At 28.1% G+C, this 13,557-nt stretch carries 17 protein-coding genes; 12 read left to right on the top strand and 5 right to left on the bottom strand.

What is annotated here, in order from left to right:
• The first annotated feature begins 101 nt into the window (after window positions 1–101).
• Complete coding sequence (gene hsrA, locus BT997_RS03200; protein WP_072679995.1) at window positions 102–785, top strand: homeostatic response regulator transcription factor HsrA; 684 nt, start codon at window positions 102–104, stop codon at window positions 783–785.
• Window positions 786–807: 22 nt separating this feature from the next.
• Entirely contained in the window at window positions 808–2,100 is a 1,293-nt protein-coding gene (locus BT997_RS03195; protein ID WP_072679994.1) for a HAMP domain-containing sensor histidine kinase, read from the top strand.
• Here the strand turns inward: BT997_RS03195 and BT997_RS03190 are convergent.
• Window positions 2,097–2,525, bottom strand: a complete 429-nt coding sequence (locus BT997_RS03190) for a CoA-binding protein (RefSeq protein ID WP_072679993.1) — start codon at window positions 2,523–2,525, stop codon at window positions 2,097–2,099. The two genes, BT997_RS03195 and BT997_RS03190, sit on opposite strands and share 4 nt — an antisense overlap.
• A gap of 176 nt (window positions 2,526–2,701) precedes the next feature.
• On the opposite strand from BT997_RS03190, the gene BT997_RS03185 reads away from it, so the two are divergent.
• The 3 genes from BT997_RS03185 to BT997_RS03175 are packed head-to-tail and all read left to right on the top strand — an operon-like array spanning window position 2,702 to window position 4,596.
• The gene (locus tag BT997_RS03185; protein ID WP_072679992.1) at window positions 2,702–3,046 is read left to right on the top strand and encodes a hypothetical protein; all 345 of its coding nucleotides are present in this window, start codon (window positions 2,702–2,704) and stop codon (window positions 3,044–3,046) included.
• A gap of 9 nt (window positions 3,047–3,055) precedes the next feature.
• On the top strand, window positions 3,056–4,291 hold the full coding sequence (locus BT997_RS03180) for an LPXTG cell wall anchor domain-containing protein (protein ID WP_072679991.1): 1,236 nt from the start codon (window positions 3,056–3,058) through the stop codon (window positions 4,289–4,291).
• Window positions 4,291–4,596: a metal-sulfur cluster assembly factor gene (locus BT997_RS03175; RefSeq protein ID WP_072679990.1), complete on the top strand. Its 306-nt coding sequence runs from the start codon at window positions 4,291–4,293 to the stop codon at window positions 4,594–4,596. The genes BT997_RS03180 and BT997_RS03175 overlap by 1 nt, the downstream gene beginning before the upstream one ends.
• A 29-nt stretch (window positions 4,597–4,625) precedes the next feature.
• On the opposite strand, the gene BT997_RS03170 is transcribed toward BT997_RS03175, so the two are convergent.
• From BT997_RS03170 to rpsO, 3 genes are all read right to left on the bottom strand, one after another.
• Window positions 4,626–5,672 carry a DHH family phosphoesterase gene (locus tag BT997_RS03170; RefSeq protein WP_072679989.1) on the bottom strand — a complete coding sequence of 349 codons (1,047 nt, stop codon included), beginning with the start codon at window positions 5,670–5,672 and terminating at the stop codon, window positions 4,626–4,628.
• Window positions 5,669–6,070 carry an Rrf2 family transcriptional regulator gene (locus BT997_RS03165; RefSeq protein WP_072679988.1) on the bottom strand — a complete coding sequence of 134 codons (402 nt, stop codon included), beginning with the start codon at window positions 6,068–6,070 and terminating at the stop codon, window positions 5,669–5,671. The genes BT997_RS03170 and BT997_RS03165 overlap by 4 nt, the downstream gene beginning before the upstream one ends.
• 155 nt (window positions 6,071–6,225) lie before the next feature.
• Entirely contained in the window at window positions 6,226–6,498 is a 273-nt protein-coding gene (rpsO, locus tag BT997_RS03160) for a 30S ribosomal protein S15 (RefSeq protein ID WP_072679987.1), read from the bottom strand.
• Between the two features lie 122 nt (window positions 6,499–6,620).
• On the opposite strand from rpsO, the gene BT997_RS03155 reads away from it, so the two are divergent.
• Window positions 6,621–7,418 carry an ABC transporter ATP-binding protein gene (locus tag BT997_RS03155; RefSeq protein WP_072679986.1) on the top strand — a complete coding sequence of 266 codons (798 nt, stop codon included), beginning with the start codon at window positions 6,621–6,623 and terminating at the stop codon, window positions 7,416–7,418.
• A 3-nt stretch (window positions 7,419–7,421) separates the two neighbouring features.
• A complete protein-coding gene (locus BT997_RS03150; RefSeq protein WP_072679985.1) occupies window positions 7,422–8,237 on the top strand; it encodes a hypothetical protein in 816 nt (271 codons plus the stop codon).
• A gap of 10 nt (window positions 8,238–8,247) precedes the next feature.
• Here the strand turns inward: BT997_RS03150 and moaA are convergent, their stop codons facing one another.
• Entirely contained in the window at window positions 8,248–9,210 is a 963-nt protein-coding gene (moaA, locus tag BT997_RS03145) for a GTP 3',8-cyclase MoaA (protein ID WP_072679984.1), read from the bottom strand.
• Window positions 9,211–9,284: 74 nt separating this feature from the next.
• Here moaA and BT997_RS03140 point away from each other — a divergent pair, with 74 nt between their 5' ends.
• The 5 genes from BT997_RS03140 to BT997_RS03120 all read left to right on the top strand — a co-directional run bounded on the left by BT997_RS03140 (window position 9,285) and on the right by BT997_RS03120 (window position 13,545).
• The gene (locus tag BT997_RS03140; protein WP_072680123.1) at window positions 9,285–9,950 is read left to right on the top strand and encodes a Crp/Fnr family transcriptional regulator; all 666 of its coding nucleotides are present in this window, start codon (window positions 9,285–9,287) and stop codon (window positions 9,948–9,950) included.
• Window positions 9,947–10,945 carry a type IV pili methyl-accepting chemotaxis transducer N-terminal domain-containing protein gene (locus BT997_RS03135; RefSeq protein ID WP_072679983.1) on the top strand — a complete coding sequence of 333 codons (999 nt, stop codon included), beginning with the start codon at window positions 9,947–9,949 and terminating at the stop codon, window positions 10,943–10,945. The genes BT997_RS03140 and BT997_RS03135 overlap by 4 nt, the downstream gene beginning before the upstream one ends.
• A gap of 175 nt (window positions 10,946–11,120) precedes the next feature.
• The gene (locus BT997_RS03130; RefSeq protein WP_072679982.1) at window positions 11,121–11,447 is read left to right on the top strand and encodes a hypothetical protein; all 327 of its coding nucleotides are present in this window, start codon (window positions 11,121–11,123) and stop codon (window positions 11,445–11,447) included.
• A gap of 15 nt (window positions 11,448–11,462) precedes the next feature.
• Entirely contained in the window at window positions 11,463–12,137 is a 675-nt protein-coding gene (locus BT997_RS03125; RefSeq protein ID WP_072679981.1) for a cytochrome c, read from the top strand.
• Complete coding sequence (locus BT997_RS03120) at window positions 12,127–13,545, top strand: cbb3-type cytochrome c oxidase subunit I (protein ID WP_072679980.1); 1,419 nt, start codon at window positions 12,127–12,129, stop codon at window positions 13,543–13,545. Before BT997_RS03125 ends, BT997_RS03120 begins: the two co-directional genes overlap by 11 nt.
• Window positions 13,546–13,557 lie beyond the last annotated feature (12 nt).

Here is a 13,557-nt window from a genome sequence, read left to right as displayed (position 1 = left end):
TAACTTAAAAAACCTTTAAATTTTACTATATTTGTGATATAATGCCGACAAAATTTAAACTTAACTTAAATTTAAGCTAAGTAATAAAAAGGGATATCTATATGAGAATATTAATTATTGAAGATGAAATTACATTAAATAGAACACTGCAAGAAGGGTTAACTGATTTTGGTTACCAAGTAGATGCTGCTGAAAATTATAAAGATGCAGAGTACTTCATTGATATTAGAAATTACGATTTAGTTTTAACTGACTGGATGTTACCAGATGGTGACGGAATTGAATTATGTAAAATTGTAAAAAACAGAAGCTCAAGAACTGCGGTTGTAATTCTTTCTGCTAGAGATGATAAAGACTCTGAAATTGAAGCTTTAAAATCAGGTGCTGATGACTATATTAAAAAACCATTTGATTTTGATATTTTACTTGCAAGAATTGAAGCAAGATTAAGATTCGGTGGAACAAATGTAATTGAAATTGAAGATTTAACAATTAATCCAGATGAAGAAAAAATTGAATATAACGGTGAAGAAATTGAATTAAAAGGTAAACCTTTTGAAGTATTAACTCACTTAGCTAGACATAGAGATCAAATTGTTTCTAAAGAGCAATTATTAGACGCTATCTGGGAAGAACCAGAATTAGTAACTCCAAATGTAATTGAAGTTGCAATTAACCAAATTAGACAAAAAATGGATAAACCATTAAATATTTCTACTATTGAAACTATCAGAAGAAGAGGTTACAGATTTTGTTACCCTACAACTGATGAAGAAAACGCTTAATATTAATTAAGGCAGAATAATAATGCAAGTGAAGAGTATATATAAACAGTTTTACCAAAAACTAATTCTTGCTACTTCACTTCTTATTATCATTTTATCTTTTATTTTTTATGGATATACTAAATCTACTATCTATGAAGAACTAAAAGACTCTTTACTTGCTGATGCAGAACTAATATCAAAAATTAGCAAAAATTCAAATACAGATACTGCAAATTTTAATGTAATCACTCATAATGGAATAAACGTAGATATTGTTACACTTGAACATGTACCTCAAAATCCATTTACAGCATATAAAATTAAAGATAATAATTTTATGCAAATTTTATATCCATTTGAACCAAATAAAAACCAATATATAAAAATTTCTAAAAATATTGATTCATCTATTCAAATGCTAAATAAAATATTTAATAATCTATTTTTAATTTCACTAGGTGGTTTGATTATGGTTATTCTATATGCATTTACAGTTTCAAAAACATTATTAAAACCTATTATTCAAATAACAAAAAAACTATCAAATATGGATGAAAACTTTTTAACACAAATTAATAAGAATAATCTACCTATAGAATTTCATCCATTAGCAGATTCTATTAACTCTCTAACAACAAGAATTGAAACAAATATTAGATTTAAAAAAGAGTTATTTATTGGTGTTGCCCATGAGTTAAAGACTCCACTTGCGGTGATGAAACTAAAAAATGAAGTCACACTAATGAAAGATAGAGAAGCTGAAAAGTATAAAGAGACTTTAAAACTAAGCGTAGATCAAATTAACGATATGAATAAAATGATTAGTTCTATTTTAGATATTGGTCGTGCAGAAGGTGCTCAGTTTGAAAAAGCTGAAGAGCTTGATTTAGTTCAATATTTACAAAGAAAAACAAATGATTATAGAATGTTAAGTGCAAAGAAAAAGATTATTCTAACTTTCTTTTCTAACGTTAATCACCATGAAGTATTTGTGCAACCAACACTATTAAATCAGATTATTCAAAACTTTGTACAAAACGCTATAAAATTTACTCCTGATGATAAATCAATTGCATTAAGATTAGAAAAAATAAAAGATGTAACAACAATAAGTATTACAGATGAAGGTTCTGGTATTGATGAAAATATCGACCTTTTTGCTCCATTTAAAAGAATGGGTGAAGAGAGTGGTGCAGGACTTGGGTTATTCTTAGCTAAAAATGCAGCCGATGCTCTTGGTGCTGCAATATTCTTAAAAAATAGAACTGATGGAAAATCGGGATGTGTTGCTACAATTGTATTAACAAACACACCCAACTGTAAAATTAGTTAATAAAGAGCGTTATGCTCAATCTTAGTACACTTATTTTGTACTACTTTCATTCCGGCCTCTACTGCTTTTTTAGCAGCTTCATTGTTTACTAAACCTAATTGAGTCCATACTGTATCAATATCGCCTCGTTCAATTGCTGAGTCTATTACAAGACCAATTACATCTGGTTTTCTAAAGATATCTACCATATCTATTTTGAAAGGAATTTCTTTTAAACTTCTATATACTTTTTCACCTAATATTTCATCCTCTTTTGGATATACAGGAACTATTTTAAAACCTGCATTTTTTAGATAATTTGCAACTCTATTACTTGCTTTTTCTTCATTTGGTGAACAACCAATAATTGCAATTGTTTTTGTATTTTCAAATATCTCTTTGATTTCTTCATTATCAGAATTAACTGTTGCAAATTCACATTCCATAGTATTTTCCTTTTACTTTTTATAAATTTTACTTAATTTTTTTAAATTAACACTTAATTTATAAAAGGGATTATAAGTACAGCTTATTTTTAATTATTCATTTATTGATTGTTATCAATGTAATTAACTTCTATATGTTTTATACTTACTCCAAATATATAGAAAAAGGATTTGAAATGAGTCTACTTCCAAGTGATGCTAAAAAAATTGAAATTGAAAATTCTACAGTTGATTTTTTTGAATTTGTTGAAGATGGTTCAACTGTTTATTATTTTGATTCATCAGAATGTGCACCACCAGAACCAATGATTAATGCAATGTTAGGATTACAGCTTTTAAAAGGTGCAGATAAAAAACTTATAATGATTAACCATAAAGCACCAAGTGGATTATTCCCTAAAATTGAAAATGATTTTAATTTTGAAGTAAGTAATATTGAAGATGATAAAGTAAGAGTTGAATTTAATTCTAAAAATTATTCAACTACAAATACAGATTTTTCACAAAATTCTTGTCAGTAATATAAGCAAATGGTACAAGTTTCTCAAGATTTTGCACCACCTTTTAAATTAATAGCCCCTTATTTTATAATAGGAGCTATTTTTTTCCTACTTAGTACATTTATACCTCTTAGTATAAACTTAGAAAATTTACACTATATGGATTCATCAATCTTAGCCTGGACACATATTTTATTGCTTGGCTTTGTAATGATGATAATATTTGGAGCAATGGCTCAATTAATACCTGTTACCCTAGAAGTAGGTCATTTTAGTGTAGAGTTTTATTATATTATATGGCCATTACTTTTAATTGGTACAATTCTTATGTCTTTAGGCTTTTTCTTTTATAGTGCCCTATTACCATACGGAGGTACGATTGTTCTAATTTCAATGTTTATATTTTTAGCAGAAGTATTTTTAACAATTAAAAAAGTGGAAAAATTTAATAATGTAATAAAAAGTCTTATTGTTTCAAATGTATTTTTATTTTTAGGAGTTATAGTAGGAATAGTTTTAGCATTAACTTATGCTGGTGCTATTAGTGCAGATATTACACTTCTATTAAAAGCTCATGTTTTTGCAGTAGTTGCAGGATATATATGTATTACTTTGATGGCATTATCACTTGTCCTTCTTCCGATGTTTGGCTTATCTCACAATTTTTCACAAAAACCTATGAATTTAGCTGTAATAATTATGACAATAGCTGTTAGTTTAGTTTTCCTATCTGGAGTATTTAATCTTGCTTCATTAGATTATTTAGGTTATATCTTATCTATGATTTCTTTGGGATTATTTATCTATGAAGTATATTTGATATATAAAACTAGAGCTAGAAAAGAAATTGATATTTATGTAAAATCTTTATTTGTCTCTTTTGGTTCGCTATTTTTAGCAATATTTTTAACAATTGCATATTTTATTACTTACTATCAACCATTGATTTTAACCATTGGGTGGCTTATGTTTATGGGATTTTTTGCGTTTATTATTAGTGGTCATATCTATAAAATTGTTCCTTTTTTAGTTTGGTTTGAAAAATTCTCACCACTTGTAGGGAAACAAAAAGTGCCCATGTTAGCAGATATGCTTCCTGACACTGCTTCAAAATTTCAATTCTGGTTCAGTCTTGCAGGATTAGTTTTATCAACACTTGGATTACTATTTACTAGTAATGACTTATTTAAAGCAGGTGCTTCATTTTTTATTATTGGAGCAATTTTTCTATTTAAAAATTTAATATATATGATAAGGTATGAATAATGTATACAAAAGAAGAAATATTTAAAGCAGTATCTACAGTAAAAGATCCCGAAGTTGGATTTAACTTAGTCGAGATGGGATTAATATATGATGGTATTTGTAATGAAGAAGGTGATGTAAAAGTTATTATGACTCTTTCTACAAAAGCTTGCCCATTACATCAAATGATAGTTCAATGGGTTGAAGAAGCTGTCTTAAGAGAGTTACCAAATGCACAAAACGCTGAAGCTGAAGTTGTATGGGAACCTGCGTGGAATATTACTATGGCAGATGAACATGTAATGAAAGCTCTATCTGGAAACTAAAACTTTGAAGAGTTTTCTCTTCCTAAGTTTTATAAACTATCTAGTTTTTTTTGTATAAATTCTTTTACTACTTTATAATCAATAGTCTCTTTAAAATCTTCAAATCTAGCTCCTGAAGCATTTACATGTCCTCCCCCATTTGCTAGTTTTTGGGCAATTAAAGATACATCAACTTTTCCATCCGCTCTAAAGGAAGCATTTCCTTTTTTACTAATATCAATAAAAAAATCATAATCAGAATTTGCTTTTAAAAATGCATTTGCAGGGATAGAAATAGAACCTAAAGTATAAGTAAGTAATCCTTTATGTTCTTTATATGTAACTGTTAATTTATCTTTTAATTCCTCTAAAGAATTAACTAAATATTTTGCACTTAAATTATCAATTGTATTATCATTTTCATCTTGCTTTAAAAAGCTCTTCTTTATAGAGTGTATATCATTATCTAATCTAATATTTCCATCTATTTCATTTAAATATTTCGAAGCTTCTTTTAGTAAATAAAGTCTAAATTCTCTATTTAAATCTGGAAACAATACATTGTTTATCTCACGAACCTTACTTATCATACTAAGTAAAACTTTTCCAAACTCAAAATTCTTTTCTTCATGGTCAAGCCAAATATCAATTGCATTAACAGCATCTATTAATGGACTTAACCAAGAGGCTACTTCAGCAGAAAAGCTATTATATTTTTCAAGCATATAGTCATAAGTAATCTTTGCTGCACATCTTTTTGTATCTAAAAAATACCAATCATATGCGTCTGCACTTTTTTTACCAGTTGCATGATGATCAAGAAGTTGGAGTTTTATATTAAAACCTTCTTCTTTTAATCCATTTATATTCTTTTCTAAATCTTTTGATTCGTTAAATGTTAAGTTTAAATCAGTAATTAGAAAAAGAATTTCTTCTTCTTTAAATTCTTGTAAATCATTTAATATTTTTTTGATACTTAGTTTAACTTCTGTACCATAATTGGCATTGAAAAAAAATCCCTCTTTGAAAAATTCTTTTGTTATAAGTTGACAACTGTATCCATCTAAATCTGTATGAGATAAATGAAATAGCTTCATTGAGAGATATCCTTTAAAGTTAACTCTTCTAAAAATAGATTAATTCTTCCTTGTAGGTTATTAAGTAGAGGCCATACACTACATGCATTTCCAATATCAGAAGGACAAGAAGTTATTGAAGGAGAACATTCAAATACTGATGGTATTCTTTCTTCTGCAACTGTAGTTATTTCTAATATTGTAATTTCGTCATATGGTTTTTTTAATGCAAATCCACCATTTACCCCTCTGTGAGATACAACGATATCATTTTTTGCAAGGTTTTGCATAATTTTTGCTAAAAAAGATTTAGGAATACTTAACTCACGTGATAATACATCCACGTTTTTAGGGCTATCACTTTTCGCAATAGATATTAAAGACAGTAAAGCATATTCACTCTTTTTTGTAAGTAACATATATTTCCTAATTTAATTTTTAACTAATATTCTACTAGAAGATTAATTAATATTAATTATTTTTGTAAGTTAATTTATAATTTTATAGTTAAATTTAAAAAAAAAGGTTGCAAGAAAACTCTTGCAACCTTTTTTAAATAATCAAATGCTAGTAATTACTTAGCTCTGATTCCTAAATCTGCAACTAATGCTACGAATTTAGTATAGTCAGTTCTTCTTAAGTATTTAAGAAGTCTTTTTCTTTTACCAACCATTTTTAAAAGACCTAATCTTGATGAGTGATCTTTTTTATTTGTTTTTAAATGATCTGTTAATACTTTAATTTGCTCTGAAAGAATAGCAATTTGTACTTCTGCTGAACCTGTATCTTTTTCTTCTCTTCTGTGTTTAGCAATTATTTCTGCTTTTACGTCCTGATCTAAAGCCATAATGACCTCCTAATAGGTATATTAATCTCACTTTATACAAAGTGGACGCGAATTATATATAAAACAACTTTAAAGCTTGTTTAAGTATGTTCTAGCATAATTTCATAAAATAAAGGTGGAAAATGAATATAATAGATTTTGAAAATATCCATGTGAGTTATGAAGTTAAGCCCATACTAGAAAATATAAATCTTAAAATAAATAGTGGTGAACATTGGGTTATTTTAGGAGCAAATGGCAGTGGAAAATCAACTTTAATAAAACTCATTTCAAATGACTTATATCCAAATACAAAGTACCCTTTTAAAAAGAAAATCTTTGAGAAGGAAAGATGGAGTATTTTTGATTTAAAAAAGAACCTTGGAATTATAACTAATGATTTACATAACTATTTTGAAAAACATGGAAATTTTTTGAGTGCTTATGAAGTTGTACTTAGTGGATATTATAGTTCAATTGGAATTTTCAAACACCAAGACTTTACAGAAGAACAGCACAAAAAAGCACTTGAAGTTTTAGATTTTTTAGAAATTTCTCATATAAAAAATAAAAAAGTACAGCACATAAGTACAGGACAAATAAGAAGGTGTGTAATCGGTCGTGCCTTAATTCATGAGCCAAAAGCTTTTATACTAGATGAGCCTACAGTTGGCTTAGATATTAAGGCACAATATAGTTTTATAGAACTAATTAGAAAACTTTCTTATAAAGCTTCAATCATTTTAGTAACTCATCATGTAGAAGAAATATTTAAAGAGATTTCTCATATAGCACTAATGTATAATCAAACTATCTATAAACAAGGATTGAAAAAAGAACTTTTAAATTCAAAGAACTTATCAGAAGTTTTTGATATAAATATAGAACTAGAAAATAAAAACGATAGATACTTTATAAAAAGTATAAATGAGAAGGATTAATAAATGCAAAATTACATTTTAGAAAAAGGCTTTGGATATAAACTATTTATGTTATTAGCATTTTCTATATTTTCATCGGTTATGTATCAAGGTCATATATCACAACAAGGAATATATAGTATTTTATTTTTTGCTTCTCTTGCACTTTGTGCTTTCCAAATAGCATCAATATTTTATGTTTTATTAGTAAAAAGGAATATTGAGTTGCATATTAATGAAGAGAATATATCTTGGAAAATATATGATAATAATAAACTATACAAAGAGAATTCAGTTAAAAGAAAAGATATAAAAGAAGTTCATACAGAGGTGAATTATTTAACAGGAAATATCTATTCATCTTTTCAAGTACTATTTAAAATGAATAATGAAGAAGAAGTTATCCTAACAGATGGACTTTTTTATGATTTTGGATTAAAAAAAGCAGAAGATGTTTGTAAATTTTTACTAAACAATAATTTAGGAGATACACAAGATATAAAATTTGCAAAATTAACAAAAGAGTTGGATATTGATTTAACAAAAGAGCAAATCTTTACTAAAAAAGATTCTAAGTCATTTTTTGTAGGTGTTATTTCTAAAAATAAAAAAGAGTTTTTAAGCTTAAGACTTCAAATAGAGAGTCTATATCCAGAGTATAAAGATGTACAAAAAAATGCAAACAATGAGTTTCTTGTAAATTCGGATACTATAAAAAATAGTTTTATATACTTACGTTCAAATGCAATTGGATATATAGTTGAATTTTATAATGTATCAAGAAAAGAAGATTTAAAAACTTTAAAACAAATGGGAAAACGTAATAAAATAGGTTTTTAAAACCTATTTTTTATCCACCAGTCTCATAAAATGCCCTTGCAGAAGTTTCAGTATCTTCAGACCATTTATTTTTTTCAGGTTTATTTGCTAACACATCTTTAAGTATTGCTGCAGCTTTATCAATTTGATTATTTTGAATTGCTTCTTTAATACTTTGAGAATCTTCAAAATATAAACATGGAATTAAAACTCCACTTGCAGTTAATCTAATTCTATTACATGTGGCACAGAAGTCATCTTTATGCGGCTCAATTATTCCAAATACATAACCATCTTCTGTTTTATAATCTTGAGAAGGAGAGCTTCCTGTTCTTTCAAGTTTTTCAAACTTATATTTTGCTTTTATTATATTTTGTATTTGAATTGAAGTATAACCTTTGGCACCACTAAGAGCATGATCATTTTCCATAAATTCAATAAATCTAACAGGGTAATTTCTTTCTTTACAATAATCTAAAATATCACAAAGTTCACTATCATTTACACCTTGCATAGGAACACAATTTACTTTTATCTTAAGTCCTGCATCATCTGCTGCTTGAATTCCTTTTAAAACTGTTGCTAAAACATCTTTTTGTGCAATTTTTTGTGCAACTTCAGGGATAAGGCTATCTAAAGAGACATTTATTCTCTTTAATCCTGCATCTGCAAGCTTTTGTGCAGCTTTTGGTAAAAGGTAAGCATTTGTAGTTAAAGCAAGGTCAATATCATCTTTATATTCTGCAATCATTCTTACAAAATTCTCTAAACCTTCTCTTAAAAGTGGTTCTCCACCAGTAATTCTAACTTTTTTTACGCCTTCATCAATTGCAACTTTTATAAATTTAAATAAATCTTCATATGATAGTAAGTTTTCTTTAGGAACCCACGAAAAAGGCTTCTCAGGCATACAATATTGACATCTAAAATTACATCTTTCTGTTACTGAAACTCTTAGATAATCAACTTCTCTTCCATATCCATCTACTAACATATCATCCTACTTAATTAAAAATTTCGTTAGCATATTATAAAATCCCTTAAACAAAAAATATTTTGAGGTGTGAGATTACAATACAAGATACGATTAAGTCAATAGATTTTTTTGATGAACTAGATGAAGGACAGATTGAACAGTTAACTTCAATATCTACTGTTGTTTCATATCCTAAAAAATCTATTTTATATTATGAGAGTGATTCAAATACACAAATATTATTTTTAGTATCTGGTCTTCTTAAAATATATAAATTAGATAAGTTTGATAATGAAATTTTCCTTTACCATGTTTATAATAATTCTATGATTTCGGAATTAACAAGATTAGATGATGAATCAATTTATTGTTTTTCTAACGCAGAATTTACGGAAGATTCATCTGTATTATCAATTGATTATAAAAAGTTCAAAGAACTATTTTTAAATAAAAACATTTTAACAATAAAACTAATGAATACTTTACTTGGTAAAACACACCAATTACAATGTATAGTAAATAGAGAGCTTGTATTTGATGCAACTGCAAAAGTTGCATTTATGCTAAACCAAGACCTTGATATGTTCAATAAATTAAAAAGACAAGAAGTCTCTTTTATGTTACATATACAACCAGAAACATTATCAAGAGTTTTAAAAAGACTTACAAGAAATGGCACAATTGAAATAAATGAAGGAAAAATAAATATATTAAATGAAGAGATGCTTATCTCTACATTTAGAGGAGTAGGAGTATGACAACAAATACTATTAGAGCAAAAATTCAGGTTATTGGTGCTTTTTTTGTAATTCTTATGCTTTCAATAGTTGGAACAACTATATATCTGAATGCAAAAAATAAAAAAGATGCATTAATTATAAATGTTGCAGGAAAAGAGAGAATGTTAACACAAAGAATCTCTAAAAATATTTTTTACTTGTACCATAATAACTCAAAAGATACTACAGAACTTGATTCAGCAACAGAAGAGTTCATCTATAGTTTAAATTCTTTAAAAGATGGTAATACATTAACAGGTATTCCAAAAGCTCCAACAGATAAGATTGCAGCTCAAATATCAAAAATTGAAATTTTATGGAATAATTTTTACAACAATATACAAAGATTTAAAGAGCTTTTAATAGTAAGAGATAAAAATGAAAATGAATTGATTATTAAAAGTACTGTTAATTCTGTTTATAATACAAATAATAATCTACTGCAAGAAGTAGATAATCTTGTAACAATGTATACTAATCATAGTGAAAATAAAACAGAATATATTAAATATTTCCAATATGGGTTTGGATTTATGATTATAATTTTAATTCTATATAGTTTATCTCAGTTAAAGACAATGGAAAAAAATGCTAAAAAATTCTTTGATTATTCACAACAATTAATACAATCTGATGTGGATCATTTAAAGCCAATTCAAATAGAAGCTGAAACTGAAATTGTTCAAGCAACTGATACATTAAACTGTTTTATTGATAAAGTTAATTCCGCTATGGATTATTCTGCTGAAGCAATAGAACACTCTAAAAATGCTTCACTAAAACTAGAAGAAATTACAGACGAATTTGATAAAGTAATTGATGACTTAAATAATTCAACTGATATCTCAAGACAATTAAACAAAAGTGAAGATATGGTAATTCAATCTACTGAAGATTTAATAAATTCAACACAAAAACTTCAAGAATTAAAAGCAGAACTTGATAAATTGATTCTTAGCTGTAAAAGCAGCTAAGAATCACTCTTTTTACTATTTTTTTCTAACTTTTTATTTTCAAACTTTCAAATAAAAAACCCTATTTCTTAAAAATATCTTTAAAAATTGATATAGGTCATTTTTTTTAATCATGGTTTAGACTAAAATTTTTCCATAGTTCTTAATATTTACAAAAAAGAGGAGTAACGAAGATATGGAACCAATTTTAATTGTAAGACCAGAGATTGCACTTGATGATTTTTTACCAATATTTTTGGCTTCTTCATTTGTGCTGATATTTGGACTTTTTTACGTAGCAATTTATACGCTAGTAAAAATGGAGAAGCTGAAAAGCATATACCAACCTTTTGCGTATGTTTTTTGGGTTTTACAAACATATTGTATGTACTACGTTGCTACAACGATTCAAAGTAATCATTTTACTATTAAAGCATTAATGGTAACTATGGTGTGTTATTTAATACTACCTCACTTATGGTATTACTTAAATCAGCGTGCAGAAGAAAGATACGAACAATAAAATTAGGAGGAACAAGTGTCAAAAAAAACTGTTTCAGTATGGACTAGTATCCCTTTCTGGCGAAGGTCAGCAGGTTGGGTAACTGGTTTTGCAGCGATGTTATTAATATGGCTTACATTTGATACCATGGGTCAAATAGCTATGGGAACAGATGCAGATCTTAAAAATGGTATTACTAAAAGAGTACCAGGACCAACAGTAATTAATTATAAAATTACTTACGAAATGTCTGATAAAAGAGGTCATGAGGTGCCAGTTATTGGTGAAAAAGAAAAATTCTTTGGTAGAGATGATTGGTCAGAAGAAGAAGCAAGAGAGTTATTACACTTAGGTAAACTAGGTTCTCAAGCTAAAAACTGTATGAACTGTCATACACTACTTGGTAATGGTGCTTATTATGCTCCAGATTTAACTAAAGCATGGTTAGATCCTGCATGGGGACCAAATGGACCATACTTAGGTATGACAAACTCAAAAACTAAAGAAGAAGCTATGTCTAAATTTTTACAGTTCCCTTCTCAATACCCTACACATGAGAGAATGATGCCTAACTTAGGTATTACTGAGAAAGAAGCTATGGGATTAGTAGCATTTTTAAAACATATGTCATCTATTGATACAAACGGTTTCCCAAGAAACTTTGGAAGAATGTCAACTGATGGTGTAACAGGAGCGATTCATGGCAAATAATTTAAAATTTGAATCTCAAAAATTAGCAATTAACTACTTTTTTGTAGCTGCTGTTTTATTTGGTGCACAATTATTAATGGGGCTTATTGCAGCAACACAATTCTTATATCCAAGTTTTCTTTTTGAAATCTTTGATTTTTCTGTTGCTAGAATGGTACATATTAATGCACTAGTTGTTTGGATGCTTTATGCAATGATTGGTTCTGTATATTACCTATTACCTGAAGAAACTGGAATTGAAACAGTTGGTATCAAACTTGGGAAATTAGCATTTTATATTTTAACTGCGGCTGTTACAGTTGTTGTTTTAGTATATATCTTAGTTCAAGTTGGACCAGCATCAGAATCTACTATCTGGTTAATTAATGAAGGTAGAGAATATATTGAAGCTCCTAGATGGGCTGATATTGGTATTGTTGTTGTTGTACTTGTTTTCGTATTCAATCTATTTGCTACAGCATTAAAAGGTGAGCAAACAGGTATCGTAACGGTACTTATGGCAGATGTTTTAGCACTTGCAGGTTTATACCTTGCTGGTATGTTCTTTACAGATAATATCTCTATGGATCAATACTGGTGGTGGTGGGTAATTCACTTATGGGTTGAAGCAACTTGGGAAGTATTCGTTGGTTGTTTATTATCTTATGGATTAATCAAAATTATTGGTGCTAGAAGAGAAGTAGTTGAAATGTGGCTATGGATTGAAGTTTCAATGTTATTTGGATCTGGAATCTTAGGTTTAGGACATCACTATTTCTGGATTGGTACTCCTGAGTACTGGTGGGAAATTGGAGCTTTATTCTCTGCATTAGAGCCTGTTCCATTAGTTGCAATGTTCGTTCACGTAGTTTATGACTGGGGTAAAGAAACTGGTCTTAAAGAAGGTCAAAATGAAGAAAAAATGATGACTAACTCACCTGCATTCGCATGGTTTGTTACAAATGCATTTGGTAACTTCTTAGGTGCTGGTGTTTGGGGATTCTTCCATACATTACCACAAGTAAATATTTATACACACGGTACGCAGTTTACTTCTGCACATGGTCACTTGGCATTCTTTGGAGCATATGCTACAATTTTAATAGGAATGTTCTATATGGGACTTCAAGGTAAAAATGGTATTACAAAATTAAGAGCTACTTTTGATTCTAAAATGGCGATATCATTAATTACTATTGGTGTTTTAGGGATGACAGTTTCTTTAACTATTGCAGGATATGGACAAGTACTAGTAGAAAGAGCACAAATGGGTGCTACATGGGAAGCATATTTTGTATCTCAAGACTTTGTATGGTTTGTTCAAGGTATGGGATGGAGACTTGCAACTGGAGTATTAACTTTTATAGGATTTATATTCTTAATAAAAGATTTATTAACTACTTCAAAGAATCCAATCCACGAAAGATAAAAGGAGAATATT

The sequence above is a fragment of the Arcobacter sp. LA11 genome, from assembly GCF_001895145.1.
Taxonomy (GTDB): domain Bacteria; phylum Campylobacterota; class Campylobacteria; order Campylobacterales; family Arcobacteraceae; genus Halarcobacter.
This window is presented reverse-complemented; position numbering and strand designations above follow the sequence as displayed.